13 protein-coding genes are annotated in these 19,573 nt (G+C 77.1%); 9 read left to right on the top strand and 4 right to left on the bottom strand.

The annotated features are described in order from the left end of the window. Positions 1-3: 3 nt before the first annotated feature. The gene (locus tag IE98_RS0116780; RefSeq protein WP_030269700.1) at positions 4-1,269 is read right to left on the bottom strand and encodes a cellulose-binding domain-containing protein; all 1,266 of its coding nucleotides are present in this window, start codon (positions 1,267-1,269) and stop codon (positions 4-6) included. Between the two features lie 88 nt (positions 1,270-1,357). Then, positions 1,358-3,841: a glycoside hydrolase family 9 protein gene (locus IE98_RS0116775; RefSeq protein WP_030269699.1), complete on the bottom strand. Its 2,484-nt coding sequence runs from the start codon at positions 3,839-3,841 to the stop codon at positions 1,358-1,360. A 205-nt stretch (positions 3,842-4,046) separates the two neighbouring features. Between IE98_RS0116775 and IE98_RS0116770 the strand changes: the two genes are divergently transcribed. The 5 genes from IE98_RS0116770 (at position 4,047) to IE98_RS0116750 (ending at position 11,298) form a co-directional block, all read left to right on the top strand. After that, positions 4,047-4,637 carry a TetR/AcrR family transcriptional regulator gene (locus IE98_RS0116770; protein ID WP_030269697.1) on the top strand — a complete coding sequence of 197 codons (591 nt, stop codon included), beginning with the start codon at positions 4,047-4,049 and terminating at the stop codon, positions 4,635-4,637. After that, positions 4,634-6,067 carry an MFS transporter gene (locus tag IE98_RS0116765; protein WP_030269695.1) on the top strand — a complete coding sequence of 478 codons (1,434 nt, stop codon included), beginning with the start codon at positions 4,634-4,636 and terminating at the stop codon, positions 6,065-6,067. The genes IE98_RS0116770 and IE98_RS0116765 overlap by 4 nt, the downstream gene beginning before the upstream one ends. Positions 6,068-6,113: 46 nt before the next feature. After that, on the top strand, positions 6,114-6,641 hold the full coding sequence (locus tag IE98_RS0116760) for a hypothetical protein (protein ID WP_159400940.1): 528 nt from the start codon (positions 6,114-6,116) through the stop codon (positions 6,639-6,641). Positions 6,642-6,736: 95 nt separating this feature from the next. Further along, positions 6,737-8,482, top strand: a complete 1,746-nt coding sequence (locus IE98_RS0116755; RefSeq protein WP_030269691.1) for an RNA ligase family protein — start codon at positions 6,737-6,739, stop codon at positions 8,480-8,482. Further along, complete coding sequence (locus tag IE98_RS0116750) at positions 8,482-11,298, top strand: poly(A) polymerase (protein WP_030269689.1); 2,817 nt, start codon at positions 8,482-8,484, stop codon at positions 11,296-11,298. The genes IE98_RS0116755 and IE98_RS0116750 overlap by 1 nt, the downstream gene beginning before the upstream one ends. Positions 11,299-11,342: 44 nt before the next feature. On the opposite strand, the gene IE98_RS0116745 is transcribed toward IE98_RS0116750, so the two are convergent. After that, positions 11,343-12,560, bottom strand: coding sequence for a hypothetical protein (locus tag IE98_RS0116745; protein WP_030269688.1), 1,218 nt, complete (start codon positions 12,558-12,560; stop codon positions 11,343-11,345). A 438-nt stretch (positions 12,561-12,998) separates the two neighbouring features. Here IE98_RS0116745 and IE98_RS0116740 point away from each other — a divergent pair, with 438 nt between their 5' ends. From IE98_RS0116740 to IE98_RS0116730, 3 genes are all read left to right on the top strand, one after another. Further along, positions 12,999-14,117: a DUF3103 family protein gene (locus tag IE98_RS0116740; RefSeq protein WP_234443566.1), complete on the top strand. Its 1,119-nt coding sequence runs from the start codon at positions 12,999-13,001 to the stop codon at positions 14,115-14,117. A 131-nt stretch (positions 14,118-14,248) separates the two neighbouring features. Continuing rightward, on the top strand, positions 14,249-15,334 hold the full coding sequence (locus tag IE98_RS0116735) for an S-(hydroxymethyl)mycothiol dehydrogenase (RefSeq protein ID WP_030269684.1): 1,086 nt from the start codon (positions 14,249-14,251) through the stop codon (positions 15,332-15,334). After that, positions 15,334-15,963 (top strand): MBL fold metallo-hydrolase, encoded by a 630-nt coding sequence (locus IE98_RS0116730; protein ID WP_030269682.1) that lies wholly within the window; start codon positions 15,334-15,336, stop codon positions 15,961-15,963. Before IE98_RS0116735 ends, IE98_RS0116730 begins: the two co-directional genes overlap by 1 nt. A 203-nt stretch (positions 15,964-16,166) precedes the next feature. On the opposite strand, the gene IE98_RS0116725 is transcribed toward IE98_RS0116730, so the two are convergent. After that, a complete protein-coding gene (locus IE98_RS0116725) occupies positions 16,167-18,824 on the bottom strand; it encodes a helix-turn-helix transcriptional regulator (protein ID WP_052390603.1) in 2,658 nt (885 codons plus the stop codon). Between the two features lie 181 nt (positions 18,825-19,005). On the opposite strand from IE98_RS0116725, the gene IE98_RS42525 reads away from it, so the two are divergent. After that, positions 19,006-19,461, top strand: a complete 456-nt coding sequence (locus tag IE98_RS42525; protein WP_052390602.1) for an ATP-binding protein — start codon at positions 19,006-19,008, stop codon at positions 19,459-19,461. The last annotated feature ends 112 nt before the right edge of the window (positions 19,462-19,573 follow it).

Raw genomic sequence — 19,573 nt, 5'->3', positions numbered from 1 at the left:
GGCTCAGCAGGCGATCGGGGACGGGCCCAGGGCGACGTCGTCGAACCAGAGGGTGTCGTCACCGACGCCGTAGCTCTCCCAGCCGAGGCGCAGCGTGGTCGGGCGGGGCGGGGTGCCGCGGGTGAGCCACTGCGCGTCCACGTCGGGGGTGGGCACGGTGTCGAGGTGCAGGCCGGGTACCTCGGTGTCGTCCAGGTGGGTCTGCATGGACTGCCGGGTGGTGTCGATCCGGAACCGCAGGCAGACCCAGCGGTCGGTGGGCAGCGGCGCGCTCAGCGCGACGCCGGCCGGGCTCTGCACGGGCAGCGTCGCGTCGTCGGACTCGCGGTTCCACTGAAGGGCGCCGTTCTGTCCGCCGATCCGGAGGTCCTTGCCGCCGTCGCGGGAGTCGGCGAGCGTGACGGCGGTGACGTGGTTCGCCGGCAGCGCGGTGGTGTGCCGCACCCGCAGCCGGGCGTAGAGCACCGGGCCGACGGCGGAGACGTCCCGGGTGGTGCCGGCGAAGACGTGGTTGCAGTACCCCGCCCGACCGTCGATCCGCAGCGAGCGGGTGCCGTGGTACGCGACCGTCCGGTCGATCACCGCGGCGCCGGTGCCGGAGCAGTTCGGGGTGACGGTCTGCCAGTCGCCGGCCGGTGCCGTGCCGGTCTGGTCCTCGAAGCCCGAGCAGACGACGGCCGCGGCATCGCAGCCCGGGTCGGGGCCGGTCGGGCTCGGGCTCGGGCTCGCCGTGGGCGAGGCGCTGCCCGACGGCGAGGCGCTGGCGGACGGCGAGGCGCTGGCGGACGGGCTCGGGGACGGATCCGCCGTGGGACTCGCGCCGCCGGTGCAGGCCGTGCCGGCGAGGGTGAACCCGGACGGCGGCGGGGCGGCGGCGGACCAGGTGCCCTGGACACCGAACTCGGTGGTGGCGCCGGTGGCGAGGCTGCCGTTCCAGGCGGCGTTCACGGCGGTGACGGCGGCGCCGGTCTGGGTGACGCCGGCGTTCCAGGCGGAGGTGATGCGCTCGTCCCCGCCGTACGTCCACCCCAGCCGCCAACCGGTGAGCTGCGGGCCGAGGTTGGTGATCCGGACGGCGGCGGTGTAGCCGCCCGTCCAGCGGTTGGCGATGTAGTCGACGCGACAGCCCGGGGTGGCGGCGGCCGAGGCGGCGGGCAGCGGGACGACCGCGGCGGCGGCGAGCAGGGCGGCCGCGGCGGCACCTGCGGCAGCGCGGGGCCGGAGGGCGGCCGGGTCGCGCGGACGGGAACGGACGGCGGTGCGGGGCATGGCGGTGCGTCCTTTCGCAGACCTGGTGGGTGGCCGTACGGGGCACTGGACCGGGTGCCCCGCACGGCCGGCTGCGGGGGCCGGTGCGTCAGCTGCAGGCGGCGCCGTTGAGCGTGAACCGCGTCGGCGGGGTGTTGCTGCCGGAGTAGCTGCCCTGGAAGCCGAAGCCCGCGGTGGCCCCGGGGGCGAGGGTGCCGTTCCAGCCGGCGTCCCTGGCAGTGACGGCGGCGCCGGTCTGGGTGACGCCGGCGTTCCAGGCGTTGGTGATCCGCTGGTCGCCGGGGTACGTCCAGCCGAGCGTCCAGCCGTTGACGGTGGTGGTGCCGGTGTTCCTGACGGTGACGGTCGCGGTGAAGCCGGTGCCCCAGGCGTTGTCGACCTTGTAGGCGACGGTGCAGGCGGCGGTGGGCGGGGCGGTGTCGTCGTCCGCCTCGGTGGCGGTGAAGGAGCCGGCCCCGACCCCGGTGCCGCCCGCGGTGAAGAGGGCGCTGCCGTTGGCGGTGTCGGCGTCCTGGGCGGCGGAGACGGTCACCTGCCGGGCGGTCGCCCAGTTCGCGGGCGTGAACACCAGGGAGGCGGTGGCGGCGAGGTCGGTGTCGCCGGAGGTGCGGGCGACGGTGACGGTGACGTCCTGCGCGGGGGCGGCGGACAGCCGGACGGCGACCGCGGCGGAGCCCCCCTCGGGGACGGTCACCGAGGCCGGGGTCACCTGCACGGCGGGCACGGTCGGCTGCGGGCCGCCCGGGTGCTCCGCGGCGAAGGCGGCGAGCCAGGCCAGCGGGGCGTTCCAGTTGATCGCGACCTCGTTGGTGGAGTACGAGCCGATGTCGTCGACGTAGCAGGCGGCCGGGGCGCAGCCGGCCAGCTTCTCGGCCGCGACCGGGTCCTGGAGGCCCGAGTTCGGGCCGCCGGCGAAGGAGCCCGCGGGCGGGTGCGGCAGCGAGGCGTCGTTCTGGTGGGCCCAGAACCGGTGGTGCTGGTTCTCGGAGGCGTTCTCGCCGTAGCCGGTGACGTAGGAGCGGTCGAGCGCGTTGCGGCCGAGCAGGTAGTCGAGGGACTCCAGCGCGCCCGCCCGGTAGCGCTGCTGGCCGGTGAGTTCGTAGGCGACGGCCATCACCACGGCGTCGTCGGCGACGGAGCTGTTGGAGCCCCAGACGTAGCCGTCGGCGGCGATCGGGACGGCGTAGCCCTGGCCGGCCATGGTGGCGAGGTAGCCGTCGGCGGCGGCGGTGAGCCGGCCGCGGAGGCGGGCGAGGTCGTCGGCGGGCAGGGCGACGCCGGGGACGGTGGCCAGGGTGATCCGGCCGAGGGTGGCGGTGCCGCCCCACCAGAAGGCGTCGGCGGGGGCGGTGTGCAGGGCGGAGGAGGTGACGGCGTCGCGGTACTGCGCCTCGCCGGTGGTGGCGAGGAGTTCGGCGGCGGCCCAGTAGAACTCGTCGGAGACGTCGGTGTCGTCGTAGGCGCCGCCGCCGGTGCTGTCGGTGCCGGGGGCGAGGACGTTCGGATCGGCCTTGGCGGCGGCCCAGGCGCGGCGGGCGGAGTCGAGGCACCTGGCGGCGAAGGCGGCGTCGTACGGGGCGTAGACGCGGGCGCACTGGGCGGCGGTGGCGGCCAGGTTGAGCGTGGCGGCGGTGGACGGCCGGTGCAGTTCGCGTTGCTGGGAGTCGAGTTCGGGGCGGGTCGGCAGGCCGGTCCACTGGGCGTCGTGGACCTTGTGGAAGGCCATGCCGGCCATCGGCTTCCCGGCGGGGACCTGCATCCGCATCAGGAAGTCGAGCTCCCAGCGGGCCTCGTCGAGCACGTCGGGGACGCCGTTGCCGCGCTCGGGCACCTTCAGGGTGGAGTCGCCGAGGGCGGCGTCGGTACCGGCCCGGTGGGCGCGTTCGAAGGAGTTGACCAGCTGCCAGGTGGCGATGCCGCCGTTGACCACGTACTTGCCCTGGTCGCCGGCGTCGTACCAGCCGCCGCGGACGTCGAGGCTGTAGTCGCAGACCCCGGCCTGGCAGGGCACCGAGGTGTCGCCCCTGTTCGGGGCGACGCCGAGGTGGCCGGCCGGGCGGGCCCAGGCGGCGCCGGCGAGCGAGGCGTCGATCGGGATGCCGCTGCGCTGCTGGTAGAAGAAGGACATGCTGTCGGCGCGCAGGCCGTCGTAGAGCGCGGCCGAGATGTCGAAGGGGTGGCTGGCGCGGCCGTCGACGACCAGGGTGTAGCCCGTCCCCGCGGTGCCGTAGGCGGTGAAGTCGACCAGGTGGGTGGCCTGGCCGGAGGCCGCGTCGGCGCCGTGCACGGTGGTGGAGCCGGAGGCGACGGCGGTGCCGGCGGCGTTGCGCAGCTGCCAGGCGAGCGGGGCGGTGGCACTGCTGACCACCGTGGCGCGCTTGGGCCCGTCCGGCAGGTAGCCGAGCTGGTTGACCCGGACGGGGGTGTCGGCGGCGGCGGAGGCTCCCGCGGTGGCCGCGGTGGCGGGGGCGGCGGCGAGCGCGCCGGTCAGCCCGGTGGCGGCCAGGGCGAGGCCGGTCAGGACGGCGGCCGCGCGGCGCGGCAGCCGGCGGGCGGTGGTGGCTGGAGGCACGGGTGGGGGGCCTTCCTGGGACGGGGATCTGGGCGGGGATTCCGGCAGCTTAGTGTGGGAGCGCTCCCAAACCCAGTGAAGCCAGTCCGCCGAGAGCACGTCAAGAGGCGTGCACACAGCGGCTGTTCGGCGATCCAGAAGGGAGCGCTCCCGCCCCGAAAGCGAGTAGACAGTGTCTACGGGCGTGGTGTAGACACTGTCCACCATGAACGAGGAGAACATCGGCCTGCGTGAGCGGCTGGTCGGGGCCGGGGTCGAACTGCTGGCCGCCGAGGGGGTGCAGGCCCTCACCCTGCGCGAGATCGCCCGCCGCGCCGGGGTCTCGCACGGTGCGCCGCGGCGGTACTTCCCCACCCACCTGGAGCTGCTGTCCGCGATCGCCCGGCGGGGTTTCGCCGAACTCGCCGCCCGGGCCGTCGCCGCGGCCGCCGGCACCGGGGAGGACGCCGGTCCGCGGGAGCGGCTCACCGCGCTGTGCCGGGCCTACCTCGACTTCGCCCGCACCGACCGCGGCATGTTCGAGCTGATGTTCCGCCACGACCTGCTGGCCAGCGGCCGGCTGGGCCTGCGCGAGACCAGCCTGCCGCTCTTCGGGATGCTGGTCGACCTGGTGGCCCGGGCCCGTCCGCGCACCGGCGCCGCCCCGGAGGTCGCGGCCGCCGCGCTCTGGGCCAACCTGCACGGCATCGCCCAGCTCCGCGAGTGGGGCAGCCTGCAGCTCGCCACCGGCTCCGAGGACGTGGAACCGCTGCTGCACGCCGCGCTCGACGCCCACCTCGGGGCGGTGCGGCCGTGAACCGTCCCGTCCCCGTCCTGGCGCTGAGCATCACCGGCGCCGTCCTGGTCGCCGTGGACGGCACCGTGCTGACCGTCGCCCAGCCCACCCTGCAACTCGACCTGCACGCCACGTTCGCCCAGGTGCAGTGGACGAGCACCGGCTACCTGATCGCCGTGGCGAGCCTGCTCGTCCTCGCCGGGCGGCTCGGCGACCGGTACGGCCACCGCCGGGTGTTCGCGCTCGGCACCCTCGGCTTCGGCGCGGCCTCCGCCGGGATCGGCCTGGCCCCCGGCATCGGCTGGGTGATCGCCCTGCGGATCGTCCAGGGCGTGTGCGGGGCACTGCTGCAGCCCGCCACCCTCGGCATGCTGCGGGCCGCCTGCCCGCCGGACCGGCTCGCCACGGCGATCGGTGTCCGTGCGAGCGCCATCGGCGCCTCGACCGCGGTCGGCCCGGTGCTCGGCGGCGCACTGATCAGCTCCTTCGGCTGGCGCGCGGTGTTCGCGCTGCAGGTGCTGCCGGCCCTGGCGGTCGGTGCCCTGGCCCTGGCGCACCGTGCACCGGACGGGCCGGCCCGCGGGGCCGTGCGGCCCGTCCGACTCGATCCGCTCGGTGCGGTGCTGCTCGGCACCGGCCTGGCCTGCCTGGTGCACACGCTGGTCGCCCTGCCCGACTCCGGCTGGACGGTCTCCGCCGCGCCCGGCACCGCCGCGGCGGCCGCCGCCTTCACCGCCTTCGCCGTGCACGAGCGGCGCACCGCCGACCCGCTGCTGCCGGGCGATCTGGTGCGCTCCCCCGTCGTCGGCGCCGCGCTCGGCGTCCTGGTCGCCGCCTCGGCCTCGCTGTTCGGCACGCTCTTCCTCACCGGCTACGTCCTCCAGGAGGTGCTGGCGCTGGACCCGTTCGCCGCCGCCCTGCGGGCGCTGCCGCTGCCGCTCGCGATGGTGCTCGCCGCGCCGTCGGCCGCCGTGCTGCAGCGGAGGTACGGCCCGCGCCGGACGACCGCGACGGCGGCCGCCCTGCTGGCCACCGGGGTCCTGGTGCTCTCCGGACTGGACGGGGCGTCCGGGGTGTTCCGGACCGGCGCCGGATTCCTGCTGCTGGGGACCGGGTTCGGCACGGTGATGGTCACCGCCACGGCGGTGGTCGTCCGGCGGGCCGCCGCCGCGCACGCCGGGGTGGCCGGCGGGCTCCAGCAGACCGCGATGAACATCGGACCGGCGCTGGGCGTGGCCGCCGCGACCACCGCGGCCGGCCTCGCCACCGGCAGCGCCCACCCGGCCGGGCCGGCCCTCGGGGCGGCGCTGGGCCCGGCGCTCAGCCTGCTCGCGCTGCTCGCCGCGGCCGGCGCCGCGCTCGCCCTCGCCCTGCCCCGACGCACCGGGGCGGACGGCCCCGAGGAGGGAGCGGCCGTCCCGGCGGAGCCCACGCCGCACCCGGCCCGCTAGGGTGGCGCGGACCGTCCACAAGATCGACAACGCCGGGAGCCCTCCGATGAGCCCGAACCGCAGCAGCGCCCTGTTCGCGGCGGGACTCGCCCTGGTGGTGCTCGTCGGCGGCTGCGCGGTCCTCTCCGACCCGGAGCTGGCCGACACCAACGACTACGTCTCGCACGAGCCGCTGCGGGTGGCGGGCTACCCGTCGGCCGCGACCCTGGCGGTGGTGCAGCAGGCCGTCTGGCGGCTGGCCGACGGCGACGCCGGGCGGCTCGCGGCGATGGCCACCTCCGACGGGTCGAAGACCCAGGCCCTGACCAACGCGAAGCTCTGGGTGTCGGCCTTCGGCAAGGACGCCCGCGGCAGGGTCACCGCCGAGTTCCTGGGCACGGCGGACGAACGGCAGACCGTGCTGGTCTACTTCCACGACAGCGGCCGGCGCAAGGACCTGCACCTGCGGGTCGACGGCACCGCCGGCGAGGACGGCTGGCGGATCCGGATGAACGACACCGACCCGGCCTCGGCCGCCGCCGAGCCGACCTGGGCGCCGCGCACCCCCGGCACCGGCGAACTGCCGCCCGGCTGACCGGGGTTGCCCGCAGGGGCGACGAAAACGGATGGATCGGGCCCGGGCCGCCTCCTACAGTGACCTGGTCCCGACCACCCGACCAGGAGCGGATCATGCGCGTGAGCTACCCGCGGACCCCGCACCTGCCCTGGTCGCCGGGGGCCTGTGCGGACGACGTCCGGGCGGGCGGCCTCGACGGGCTGCGCGGCCGGGAGGTCGTCGTCACCGAGAAGCTCGACGGCGAGAACACCACGCTCTACCGGGACGGCCTGCACGCCCGCTCGCTGGACTCCGGCCACCACCCCTCGCGCGCCTGGGTGAAGGCCCTGCAGGGCCGGATCGGCCCGGCCGTCCCGGCCGGCTGGCGGGTCTGCGGCGAGAACCTGTACGCCCGGCACTCGCTCGCCTACCGCGAACTGGACGGCTGGTTCTACGGGTTCTCGGTCTGGGACGACACCGGGCACTGCCTCGGCTGGGACGACACCGTGCGCTTCCTGCGCCGCCTCGGCGTCCCGGCCCCGCGGGTGCTGTGGCGCGGCGTCCTCGACGAGAAGGCGCTGCGCGCCCTGCGGTTCGACACCGAGCGGGTCGAGGGGTACGTCGTCCGCACCGTCGAGGGCTTCCCCCACGGGGAGTTCGCGCAGCGGGTCGCCAAGTGGGTGCGCCCGCACCACGTGCGGACCGACACCCACTGGATGCACGCCGCGGTGGTGGCGAACGGTCTCGGCCCGGCGGCCGCCCTCTGGGCGGTGCGCTCCGGCGCGCCCGCCGACCTGCCCGCCCTGCTCGCCGCCGCCGGGCTCGACCCGGAGCCGGTACCCGCCGCCGCGGCGGCCGCGGCCGAGGTCTCCGCCCGGCTCGACGTCCTCGGCCGGCGCGGCGACGCCCGGCTGGCCGGCGTCCTCGCGGCGGCGCTGCCCGGCAGCAACCGGGCCCGGCTCGCCACCGCGCTCGCCGGACCGCTCGGCATGCCGCTCGCCCGCAGGGTCGCCGACCTGGTGGGCCTGCACCCCGCGGTGCAGCGCCCCTACCCGGACGAGGACCGCCGGGCCGGCCTCGTCCGGCTGGCCCAGGCCGCGGACCTCGGTGTGCTGCACGCCGTGGCCGCCGCCGTCACCGCCGGCCGGACGGACGCCGAGGCGACCGCCGCCCGCGAGCAGGCCGAGTGGTCGGCACTGCACGCCGAGGACGCCGGACTGCTCGGCGAGGCCCCGCTCGCCGCCCTGCGGACGGGACTCCGCGAGGCGCTCGCCGGTCTCGGACCGGACGCCGCCGACCGCTGCTGGGCCGAGGCCCGGGAGGCGTTCGCACTCGGCCGGGTCACCGGGGTGGAGGACGCCGCGGCCGCGGCCTGGCGGTGGCGCTCCGGCGCCTTCCCGCACCTGGTGCAGCTGGTCGGCCCGTCCGGCAGCGGCAAGAGCGTCTTCGCGGAACGGCTGCCCGGCACCCCCGCCCGGATCTCGCTGGACGGGCTGCGCGAGGAGCGCGGCGACCGCGGCGACCAGCGGGCCAACGGGGACGTGCTGCGCGAGGGGCTGGACCGGCTGGACGCCGCGCTCGCCCGCGGCGGCACCGTGGTGTGGGACGCCACCTCGCTCAACCGGCAGCAGCGTTCGCTCGTGCAGGGCGTCGCACAGCGCCGCGACGCCCTGGTCACCCAGGCGGTGCTGCTGGTCGGCGAGGCCGAGCTGGTCCGCCGCAACGGGGTGCGGCCGCACCCCGTCCCGGCCGGCGTCCTCGCCACCCAGCTGCGCCGGTTCGGCCCGCCGTACGCGGGCGAGGCGCACCGCACCTGGTACGTGGGCGCGGCCGGCACCGTCGAGGACACGGCGGGGACGATCGGCGGGGAGGACGCCTGATGCGCACCAGCGAGGAGATCTACCACCGCGTCCGCTGGGACGCCCGGTTCGACCCGTCCCGGTTCGTGCTGGTCGTGCAGCAGCGCGGCGCCGACCCGAAGCGCGTCCCGCTGGACGGCTTCGCGCCCGGCGGCGACATCCCCTGGCACCGGGTGCTGTCCGTGGAGGCGGACGGCGAGACGGTGTGGGACCGCGCCGCGGGGCTGGACCGGCTGGACACCACCGAGGCCGGCCGGGCCGGCGACGGTCGGCGGCTGCACGCCCCGTTCTTCACCGCCCGCACCCCGCACACATGGGACGGCACCGCCTGGCGTCCCGCCGACCGCCCGGCCGACGGCAGGCCGCGCGGCACCGTCCGGGTCGTCACCTGGAACACCCTCTGGGACCGCTACGACGGCGAGCGGATCGCCACCGCGCGCCGCCGTCCGCTGCTGCTGGCGGCGCTCGCCCGCACGGACGCCGACGTGATCGCCCTGCAGGAGGTCGAACCGGCCCTGGTCGACCTGCTGCTGCGCGAGCCCTGGCTGCGGGACGGCTGGACGGTCGGCACCGACCCCCGCGGACGGGACGTGCCCGACTGCGGACTGCTGCTGCTCAGCCGGCTGCCCGTGCTGGAGGCCGGCCGGCACCTGCTCGGCCCGCACAAGGCGCTCGCCGCGGTCGTCGTCGACACCGGCACCGGGCCGCTCACGGTGGCCGCCACCCACCTGACCAGCGACCACACCGAGGACAGTCCGGCCCGCCGTCGGGCCGAACTGGCCCGGATCGCCGAGGGCCTGGCCGGCGTCGAGGGCGACCTGGTGCTGGCCGGCGACTTCAACGACGGCCGCGGCAGCGCCGAGGGCCCGGCCGCCGTCCTCGGGCTGCAGGACGCGTGGAGCGCGGTGCACGGCCCCGAGGACGACACCCCGACCTTCGACCCGGGCGCCAATCCGCTGGCCGCGGTCTCCTCGCTCTCCGGCCGGGCCTCCCGGCTGGACCGCGTCCTGCTCCGCCCCGGCGGCCCGCGGGCCCGCTCGGCCGTCCTGCTCGGCGACCGCCCGACCGCGGACGGCCTCCACCCGTCGGACCATTACGGTGTGGAGGTCGAACTGGGCCCCGGCGGGGCCGCACCCGGCGGCGTCTTCGACGTCGGCCCGTCGGTGCGCACCGCCCTCGCCTGGCTGCCGCCGGACACCCTGTGGCCCGCGATCCAGGCCGTCCGGGCCGAGCACGACCCGCAGATCCACCGCTGGCCGCCGCACGTCAACCTGCTGTACGGCTTCGTCCCCGAGGCCGAGTTCGAAGGCGCCGCACCGCTGCTCGCGGAGGCCGCCGCCGAGGCGGCCCCGTTCACCGCCCGGCTGGCCGGGGTGCGCAGCTTCCGGCACCGCAGCGGCTCCACCGTCTGGCTGGACCCGGCCGCCGACGGCGCCGGACCGTGGGAGGACCTGCACCGGGCCCTGCTGGAGCGGTTCCCGCGCTGCCGGGGGCGCTCGGAGGGCTTCACCCCGCACCTGAGCCTCGGCCGCACCGCGGACCCGCACCGGCTCGTCGCCGAGTGCGCCGCCCGGCTGCCCGCCGCCGAGGCCCCGGTCGGCGAGCTGGTGCTGCTCTCGCGGCGCGGCGAGGAGCCGATGCGGCCGCGGGCGGTGCTCGCCCTCGGCACCGGGGAACTCCGCCGGCTCCCGGAGTCCGCCGCAGCGGCCCCCGACCCGGCACCGGACGCGCTGGCGGACCGCACCGCCCGCCGGCTGGCCGAAGCCCTCGGCGAGGGCGTGCTGCACCTCGCCGGATCACGCCGGACGGGCTGCGCACTGCCCGGCGCCGACCTTGACCTGGTCGCCGCACTGCCCGGCGAGCCCGACCCGCCTGCACTCGCCGCCCGGGTGGCGGCCGCGCTGCCGGAGGCCGTCCGGCTGCGGCAGGTCGTCGGAGCGCGGGTGCCGGGCCTGCGCTTCACCGTCGACGGACTGGCGGTCGACCTGGTGGCCGTGCCGACCGGATCCCTGGACCCGGCGGAGGCGGTGGACCGGCGGGCCGAGCTCGGCGAGGCGGCGTCCCTCGCCCTCAGCGCGGTGTCCGACGCGGACGCCCTGCGGGCCGCCGTCGGCCCGCGGCACGCCGCCTTCGCCGCCCTGGCGCGGGAGGTGAAGGCCTGGGCGAAGGCCCGCGGCCTGGACTCGGCGCCGTTCGGCGGCCTGCCCGGTGTCGCCTGGGCGGTGCTGGCCGCCCGAACGGTCCAGGAGGCGCCGGACCTCGACGGTGAGGGCCTGCTGCGGCACTTCTTCGGCAGCTGGGCGGCCTGGGACTGGCGCGAGCCGGTCGGCCCGGCCGTCGGCCCGGCCGGGCCGGTCACCGTCACGACCCCGACCGCCCCCGTCCGCTCCTGCACCGCCCAGGTCACCGCCGGCGGGCGGGACCTGCTCGGCCAGGAGCTCTACCGGGCCTGGGAGGTGCTGGAGACGGCGGCCGCCGCCGGTGCCGACCCGCGGCCCGAGCTGCTCGCCCCGCCGCCCCTGCACCGGCGGCACGCCGCCTGGGCGGTGGTGACGGTACGGCCGGGCCGGGCCGAGGAGTTCGAGACGCTGCTCGGCCTGGTCCGCGGGCGGATGCGCGCCCTGGTCGCCGCCCTCGACGAGGCCGGTGCCGCGGAGGTGCACGCCTGGCCGCACCCGTACGCCACCGGCCCCGCCACCGCCCGCTTCGCCGTGGGCCTCGGCCGCACCCCGCCGGACGCCGACACCCTCGCCGCCGTCGCCGGCCGCTGGACACGCGGCCTCCCCGGCGTCGACGTCACCCGGACGGAGGGCGGCGGGGTGCCGACCCTCTGCTGACGGCCCGTCGGTCGCCGACGGCCCGTCGGCCCTGGAACCGGCCGTCAGCCGGCGACCGTCCGCGCCTCCCGGAGGTCGGCGAGCGCGGCGGCGTACTGCCCGTCCACGGTCCGCAGCAGGGCGCGGTCGGTGAGGGCGGTGGCCAGCGGTCCGGTGCCCTGCCCGGGGCGGTGTGCGTGCAGGGCCCGGGCCAGGGCGACGCCCCGGTCGAACAGCGGCTGCAGGCGCTCCTGGAAGCGGTACCGGTGCTCCGCCTCGAGCACCGCCTGCCGCACCGCGCGACGGCGGTGCAGTGCGACGAGTTCGACCGTCGGTCCGGCGGCGTCCTCGGACGGCAGGTCGTCCAGTGCGCGTCCCAGCTCGGCGGTGCGCTCCTCGTAGCGCTGCCGCACGTCGGCCGACCAACGGTGCAGCTCGGTACCCAGGGGCGGAACGGGCCCGGCCTCGGCCGCGTGTTCGGCAGCGGCTGCGTCCACCGCGAGGAACCGGGCGAGGTCGGACTCGGAGGCGCGCGTCCTCGCGTCCTCCGCGGCGAGCGCGTCCAGGAGTGCCTCGGCCTCGGACCGTACCCGGCCGGCCTCCGCGTCACGGCCGCCGCACCGCTCCAGCGTCCGCGCGAGGTGGAACAGGGCGTGGAACACGTGGGGACGCATGTCCTGGTCCGGCGCCGAGGGCTTCCGTGCCCGGTCGACGAGTTCGGCGGCGACGGCGACCGCCTCGTCGTGCCGCCCCGCCGCGGTGAGCTGGGCGTGCAGGGCGGTCCTCGACCCGTCGCGGGTCGCCGTGCCGTCCGCCCGCACCGCCTCGGCGTACACGTCGGCGGCCTCCGTGTGCCGCCGTTCCTCGGCGAGGCCGGCCGCCCAGGTCTCCAGGCCGCGCTCCCACCCTCCGAGCCCGCCCGGCACGGCCCGCTCGATCGCGGCCATCCGGGACCGGTCGGCGAGGCCGGCGGGCCGCCGCCCCATCTCGAACAGCAGCCGCTGGCGGGTGTCCAGGACGCTCACCAGCGTGCGGGAGCGGTGCGGGTCGTCGGCGGCCACGGCCTCGGCCGCCGCGACGGCCTCGTCGAGCAGGACGAGTCGGGCCTCCGGCAGGTGCCGGGCCTCGTAGCTGAAGGTCGCCAGCGTGCGGGCGAGTTTCGGCAGGTGGACGGCCGGGCTGACCTCGGCCAGGATCCGGTGCGCGGCGACCTGCTGGGCCAGGCTCATCCGGCGGACGTCGAGCAGTGCCACCCGGGCGCGCACGATCGCGTCGTTGTCCATTCGTTCCCCCTCGTTCCGCCACCCCGTTCGGCCCGACCCGCCGTCAGGGCAGCACGGCGGACGCCCCGGTGCCTCCGCAGGGGAGTCCGGGCGCGTGGGAAGGGGTGGGTCCGTCGAGTGTGCGGGGTGCGCGCCACCCCGGACAAGATCGAACCGGGGTGCTCTCCGTCCTACCGCCGGACCCCTCCGACCCGGCATGATGGACTCGACACTCTCCCGGCGGCCCTGTCGACGGCCCCCGTCGGCGGCCCTGCGAGCCCCCTTCCCCACTGACCGTTCGTCAGATCATCGCTCCGCGCAGCCTTGACGCGGCCACGACGGGGTTGCTTCGCTGTCCTGGCTCACTCAACACCGCCCCCACGCGGAAGCCGACGAGCGTCAACGTGCCGTGGCCGACGGGTGGCGGGCGCACTCCGTACACCCAGCCATGGAGGACCGTTGAGCACCATCAGCACCCTGAGAGTCGGCGCGGTCGGCGCCGTCCTCGCCCTGGCCATGGGGGCCGCCGCGCAGACCGCGAGCGCCCGGGCGGAGGCCCCGCCGCAGCCCGGCCGCGCACACTCCGCCGTGCAGGCCGTCGAGGAGGAGACCGCGCGGGCGGTGGCCGCCTCGCTCGGCGACTCCGCCTGGCGGGACGGCCTGCGGGCCGCCGTCCGCGGTGGCGCCGAGGTCGACCCGGGCACCCTCGCCGCGCGCACCCCCGGCGCCGCCGCCCACCGCCTCGCCGCCTCCGTCGCCGACGGCAACGCCCGCGTCCTGGCCGCCAAGGGCCTGGACGCCGCGACCGGCCCGCTGCTGCGGCTGCGGCTCGGTGACCCGTCGATGCGCGCCGCACTGGACGCGGGCACCGCGCCCTGGGTCGCGGCCGCGCCGGCGAGCGACCGGGCCACCACCCTCACCGCCTACGACGCCCGCGGCCGGGCGCACGTCCTGGACGCCACGCAGGTGCCCCGGCAGCCGGTCTACCTGGTCGACCTCGACGTGACCCGGGCGCTGGCCGGCGGCGCCGAGATCCTCCGCCGCACGCTGGGCGGCGCCGCGGTGAGGCCGCAGGCGGCCGCCGCGGACGGCTGGTGGGGCACGAAGATCGACGCGATCGAGGTGTCCGACGACGAGGAGCCGTGGTTCAAGGGCGCGGCCGAGATGTACGCCCTGGTCACCGGCTTCGGCACGGACGGCAAGGTGCGGGTCGACCCGGTCGACATGCCGTACCTGGACTACGACGGGACGGTCTACCGGCCCAACCAGATCCTGGTGAACTGGTCGAACTACAAGTACGACCTGGCCGACGTGGTGCTGATGGAGGAGGACGGCAGCACCGACTACCAGGCCCTCGCCAAGGCCATCGCGGCCGTCCTGCTCACGGTCACCGACCAGGGCGCGTACATCCCGCTGGTCACCGCGGTGCTGGACGCGATCCCCACCGAGTGGTGGACGGACGACCCGGACTACGTCGACTCCTGGTACACCCTGGCCCGGACGTCCTCGGGCCGGCTGAACGGCGCCCGGGGCAACGGCTGGATGAACGTCTCACCGTACTGGGTGTCCGCCTTCTGATCTGCCCTGATCGGCAGCAATTCCCGTGGAAATGTGGACAGATCGGATAGATTGGTCCACGGAACACCCGGCCGCCGCGCGACGGGCGGGGCGGCCGGGCCCATGACGAGGGACGAGGGAGTGCTGCTCTGATGGCCCAGCAGGTACGGGGTGTGATCGCGCGGTCCAAGGGTGCGCCGGTCGAGGTGGTGACGGTGGTGGTACCGGACCCGGGGCCGGGAGAGGCCGTGGTGAAGGTGCAGGCCTGCGGCGTGTGCCACACCGACCTGCACTACCGCGAGGGCGGTATCAACGACGAGTTCCCCTTCCTCCTCGGCCACGAGGCCGCGGGTGTGGTGGAGTCGGTCGGCGAGGGCGTCACCGACGTCGCCCCGGGTGACTTCGTCGTCCTCAACTGGCGCGCGGTGTGCGGCGACTGCCGGGCCTGTCGGCGCGGCCGGCCGTGGTACTGCTTCGCCACCCACAACGCGAAGCAGAAGATGACGCTGACCGACGGCACCGAGCTGTCGCCCGCGCTCGGGATCGGTGCCTTCGCCGAGAAGACGCTGGTCGCGGCGGGCCAGTGCACCAAGGTCGACCCGGCCGCCTCCCCCGCCGCGGCGGGCCTGCTGGGGTGCGGCGTGATGGCCGGTCTCGGCGCGGCGATCAACACCGGCGGGGTGGGCCGCGGCGACTCGGTGGCCGTGATCGGCTGCGGCGGCGTCGGCAGCGCGGCCGTGCTCGGCGCCCGGCTGGCCGGTGCGTCCCGGATCATCGCGGTCGACGTCGACGCCCGCAAGCTCGCCGCCGCGCAGAAGCTCGGCGCCACCCACACCGTGGACTCCTCCGCCGCGGACGCGGTCGAGGCGATCCGCGAGCTGACCGGCGGCAACGGCGCGGACGTGGTCATCGACGCGGTCGGCCGCCCGGAGACGTACCAGCAGGCCTTCTACGCCCGCGACCTGGCCGGCACGGTCGTGCTGGTCGGCGTGCCCACCCCGGAGATGCAGCTGGAGCTGCCGCTGCTGGACGTCTTCGGCCGCGGCGGCGCCCTCAAGTCCTCCTGGTACGGGGACTGCCTGCCGAGCCGGGACTTCCCGATGCTGATCGACCTCTACCTGCAGGGCCGCCTCGACCTGGACGCCTTCGTCAGCGAGACGATCCCGCTGGACGGCGTCGAGCAGGCCTTCGAGCGGATGCACAAGGGCGAGGTCCTGCGATCGGTGGTGCTGTTCTGATGGCGGCACGCATCGAACACCTGGTCACCTCCGGCGAGTTCACGCTGGACGGCGGCACCTGGCAGGTCGACAACAACGTCTGGATCGTCGGCGACGACGAGCAGGTGCTGGTGATCGACCCGGCCCACGACGCCGAGGCGGTGGCCGCCGCGGTCGGCGACCGGCGGCTGCTCGCGATCGTCTGCACGCACGGGCACAACGACCACGTCAACGCGGCCCCCGGCCTCGCCGACCGGACGGGCGCGCCCGTCCTGCTCCACCGCGAGGACGGCGTGCTCTGGCAGCAGACCCACCCCGGCTTCAAGCCGGACGCCGAGCTCGCCGACGGGCAGCGCCTGTCGGTGGCCGGCACCGAGCTGACCGTGCTGCACACCCCGGGGCACAGCCCCGGCGCGGTCTGCCTGTACGCCCCCGGCCTCGGCACCGTGTTCAGCGGGGACACCCTGTTCGCGGGCGGCCCGGGCGCCACCGGCCGGTCGTTCTCGGACTTCCCGACGATCATCCGCTCGATCCGCGAGCGGCTGCTCGTCCTGCCGGCGGAGACGGTCGTCCGCACCGGCCACGGCGACTCCACCACCATCGGCGCCGAGGCCCCGCACCTGGAGGAGTGGATCGCCCGGGGGCACTAGGAGCTGCCCTCAGGGGCGCGCGTGACGGGAGGCTCCGCGGTGGTCCGCCGCGGTGCCTCCCGCGCCTACGTGCGGGGGCGGGCCGCGGTCGCGGCGGGCCCCCGTGCGGCGCCGTCCGGATCACGTACGGCGCCGCCCGTGGTGAGCCTGCCGCACCGGGTGCACGGCCCGGAATCCGGAGACCGGGTTCCACGGATACGCAATCAATCCGGCTCGGCCGCGGAGGCCGCCCGCGGCACGGCGGTGAGCTGCTGGCGGGAGTGCGCGCCGGTCTTCTGCAGGGCCCGTGCGACGTGCTGCTCGACCGTCCGCGGGGACAGGTGCAGGGCGGCGGCGATCTCCCGGTTGGTCATCCCGGCGGCGGCGAGCCGGGCGACCTCCTCCTCGCGCGGGGACAGCAGGTCGCCGTAGGCGGGGCGGCCGGGCCCGCGGCGGTCGTCCGGCGGCCGGTGGCCGCGCAGTTCGGCCCGGGTCCGGGCGGCGTCCCAGGTGGCGCCGAGCGCCTCGAAGGCGGCCGCGCTGTCCGCGAGCGCCTCGACCGCGGCCCCGGCCCCGGCGTCGCCGACCGCCAGGGTGCAGCGGGCGGCAGCGGCGGCGGTGAGGGCGGCGTGGTACGGCCGGGGCAGTGCCCGGTACCCGGCGGCGGCGCGCCCGTAGTCGGTGCGGGCGGTCTTCGGGTCGCCGGTGGCCTCGGCGAGGGCGGCCCTGGTCCAGTGCAGGGCCGCGTCGGCCGAGGGGGCGTCCCGTCCGTCGAGGCCGGCGGCGAACTCGGCGGCCATCTCGCGGGCCGCCGCGACCGCTCCGGCGCGGGCGGTGGCCTCGACGGCCCAGGGGGCGAGTTCGGCGGCCCAGGCCCAGACGCCCTTGGCGCGCAGCCGGTCCCAGGCGAGGGTGGCCTCGGCGGCCGCGCCGGCGGTGTCCTCGCGGGCGAGGGCGAGCCGGATCAGCGCGCCGGACGCGGCGGCGGACAGCGGGACGGGGCCGTGGTCGCGGTCCGGGGCGTCCGGGCCGGAGAGGTACTCCTCGGTCTCGGCCCAGGCGCCGCGGGCGAGGGCGAGCAGGCCGAGGACGAGCCGCGCGTCGGAGGCGATGAACGGCATGTCCCCGGCCTCGGCGACCAGGGCGGCGGCCCGGCCGGCGAGTCCTGCCCAGCGGCCGGTCGCCCAGTCGAGCACGAGGGTGCAGCCGCGGCCGGTCTGCTCGGCGTAGGAGGCACCGCTGCGGGCGGCCAGGGCGACGCCCTCGCCGAGCAGGGCGCGGGACCGGTCGTAGTGGCCGATCCAGACCGCGGCGTCCGCGGCGTTGCACAGCCCGCGGGCGGCCTGCTGCCGGACGGCGACGGGTTCGCCGTCCCGGGGCAGCGCGTCGACCAGCGGCCAGGCGCCGGGGTCGCCGATGTTGAGCAGCACGCTGACCCGGTTGGCGGCGACCGCGGCCCGCACGACCGGGTCGCCGACCTGTTCGGAGACGGCGAGGGCGCGCTCGATCCAGGCGACGTTCTCGGCGAGCGGCGCGCCCGGCCAGTACGGCATGGAGAGCGCGGACATGGCGCGGGCGAGCAGCACGGGCTGTTCCTGGAGCTCGCCGACGGCCCGTTCCAGTTCGGCCAGGCCGTCGGTGCAGCGGCCGATCTGGTTGCAGAGCAGCAGGCCGAGGTCGAGCCGGATCTCGCCGCGCAGCGCGGGGGCGAGGCCGTGGTCGGCGACGATGTGCTGCAGCACGGTGAGCGTGCGGTCGGAGCGCAGGCCCATCACCGCGCAGCGGGCGAGCAGGGTGACCAGGCGGGAGCGGGCGTGCTCGGGCACCGGGCCGGTGGCGAGCGCCGACTCCAGCAGGGCGACGGCGCGCTCCAGGTCGCCGCGGTCGGCGTGCCGCTGGGCGGCCCGTTCGACCGCCTGCAGCCAGCCGCGTTCCCGGCCGCAGGCCCGGCGGTGCTCGGCCACGCGCTCCCAGGGCACCGGCTGCCGGCGGACGAGCAGGTCGGCGGCGCGGCCGTGCAGCTCCTCCCGGTACGGTCCGGCCGGCTCGGCCCGGACGGCGGCGGCCGCGAGCGGGACCCGGAATCCGTACCGGCCGTCGCCGTGGTCGTGCAGGGCGGCGGTGCGCAGCGCCGCCTGCAGGGCGGTGCGGCCGGTGTCCTCGTCCAGCCCGGCGACCTCGGTGAGCTCGGCGGCGGTGGCGGGGTCGCCGAGGACGGCCGCGGCGTGCACGACGGCGCGGTGCGCGGCGGGCAGGGCCGCGGTGCGGCGCAGGGCGAGGGCGGCGAGCCGGGGCGGGGGTGCGAACGCGTCCGGGAGCGGGCCGTCCTGGGCGGCGAGCAGGTCGAGCAGGTCGGCGACGACCTGGGCGGTGCCGCCGGCGGCGCGGTGCAGCCGGTCGGCGGACTCGGGCGGGCAGCGTTCGGCGCCGAGCGCGGCGGCGGCCATCCGGCGGACGTCCTCGGGGCCGAGCGGTCCGAGGAGGTGGCGGACGACGGTGAGCCCGGCGGGGTACTCGGTGTCGGGGCCGAGCGGCAGGCCGGGGTCGTCGAGTTCCTCGGGGCGGTAGCCGAGCACGCAGGCGAGGCCGGCCGGCGGGTCGGCGAGCAGGGCCCGCAGGGCGGCGCGGCGCTCGGGCGCGGCCCGGTGGACGTCGTCGACGAGGAGCAGGGCGGGGCCGTCGGCAGGGCCCTCGGCCGGGGCTGCGGCCTGCGGATCGGTGCGGACGGGCACCGGTACGCCGCGGGCGAGCCGGGCGAGCAGGCGGCTCTTGCCGGTGCCGGCCTCGCCCTCGACGAGCAGCAGGACGGCGCGGCCGCCGCCGTCGGCCGTCCAGGCCCGGGCCAGTTGCCGCCTCAGTGCGGTCTCGTTGAGTGCGTCCACGCCTGCCACCCTGTCGGAGTTCACCGGATCGCCGGACGTTCTTTGCGTATCCGTACTTCAGTCTCCACTGATTGTCGCGACCGTGGGAGTGCGGGCAGCGTGGTCCGGGTCATGGCCTCGCGGCCCGTGGGTCGGCGGGGGCCGCCGCCGATGCCGCCCACCGCGCAGGCAGGAGCCCCGCGTGAGCAATTCGATCTCTTCCAGAGCCGTCGCCCTGGCCCCCGGGCCGGACGTCCCGGTCCGGTCGGCCCGCCTGCGGGCCTCGGTCACCCTGTCCGCCGTGCCGGAGTCGGTGCCGCGGCTGCGCGGGACGGCGCGGGCGCTGGTGCGCAGCCGGCGGTTGCCGGCGGACGTGGCCGAGGCGCTCTCGGTGATCGTGACCGAGCTGGTGACCAATGCGGTGCTGCACAGCGGCAGTGCGGACGTGTCGGTGCTCTTCGAGGTGTGCGAGTCGGCGCTGACGGTGCGCGTCCGGGACTGGGGCCGGTGGCGGGAGCGGACCTCTCCGCGCCGCGAACCGGCCGACGTGGACGCGGCGTTCGGCCGCGGCCTGGACCTGGTGAACGCCTTCGCGGTGGACACCACCGTGGTCCGCTCCGCCGACGGCACCCTCGTCGAGGCCGTGATCGCCCTGTAGGGCACGTCCTCGGCGGACGGCGGACGCGGGTGCCCGCTGCCGCGGTCGGCGCGGGGCCCGCGCAAAGACCCGGCCAAATCTGTGGCATGCCCCCTTCAACAGAGGGCCGGGC

Origin of the sequence: Streptomyces sp. NRRL B-24484, from assembly GCF_000717715.1 — a bacterium.
Taxonomy (GTDB): domain Bacteria; phylum Actinomycetota; class Actinomycetes; order Streptomycetales; family Streptomycetaceae; genus Kitasatospora.
This window is presented reverse-complemented; position numbering and strand designations above follow the sequence as displayed.

Coding starts and splice junctions, on each gene's coding strand:
- IE98_RS0116780 (WP_030269700.1), bottom strand. CDS start 1,269: ATGCCCCGCACCGCCGTCCGTTCCCGTCCGCGCGACCCGGCCGCCCTC.
- IE98_RS0116770 (WP_030269697.1), top strand. CDS start 4,047: ATGAACGAGGAGAACATCGGCCTGCGTGAGCGGCTGGTCGGGGCCGGG.
- IE98_RS0116760 (WP_159400940.1), top strand. CDS start 6,114: ATGAGCCCGAACCGCAGCAGCGCCCTGTTCGCGGCGGGACTCGCCCTG.
- IE98_RS0116755 (WP_030269691.1), top strand. CDS start 6,737: ATGCGCGTGAGCTACCCGCGGACCCCGCACCTGCCCTGGTCGCCGGGG.
- IE98_RS0116750 (WP_030269689.1), top strand. CDS start 8,482: ATGCGCACCAGCGAGGAGATCTACCACCGCGTCCGCTGGGACGCCCGG.
- IE98_RS0116745 (WP_030269688.1), bottom strand. CDS start 12,560: ATGGACAACGACGCGATCGTGCGCGCCCGGGTGGCACTGCTCGACGTC.
- IE98_RS0116735 (WP_030269684.1), top strand. CDS start 14,249: ATGGCCCAGCAGGTACGGGGTGTGATCGCGCGGTCCAAGGGTGCGCCG.
- IE98_RS0116730 (WP_030269682.1), top strand. CDS start 15,334: ATGGCGGCACGCATCGAACACCTGGTCACCTCCGGCGAGTTCACGCTG.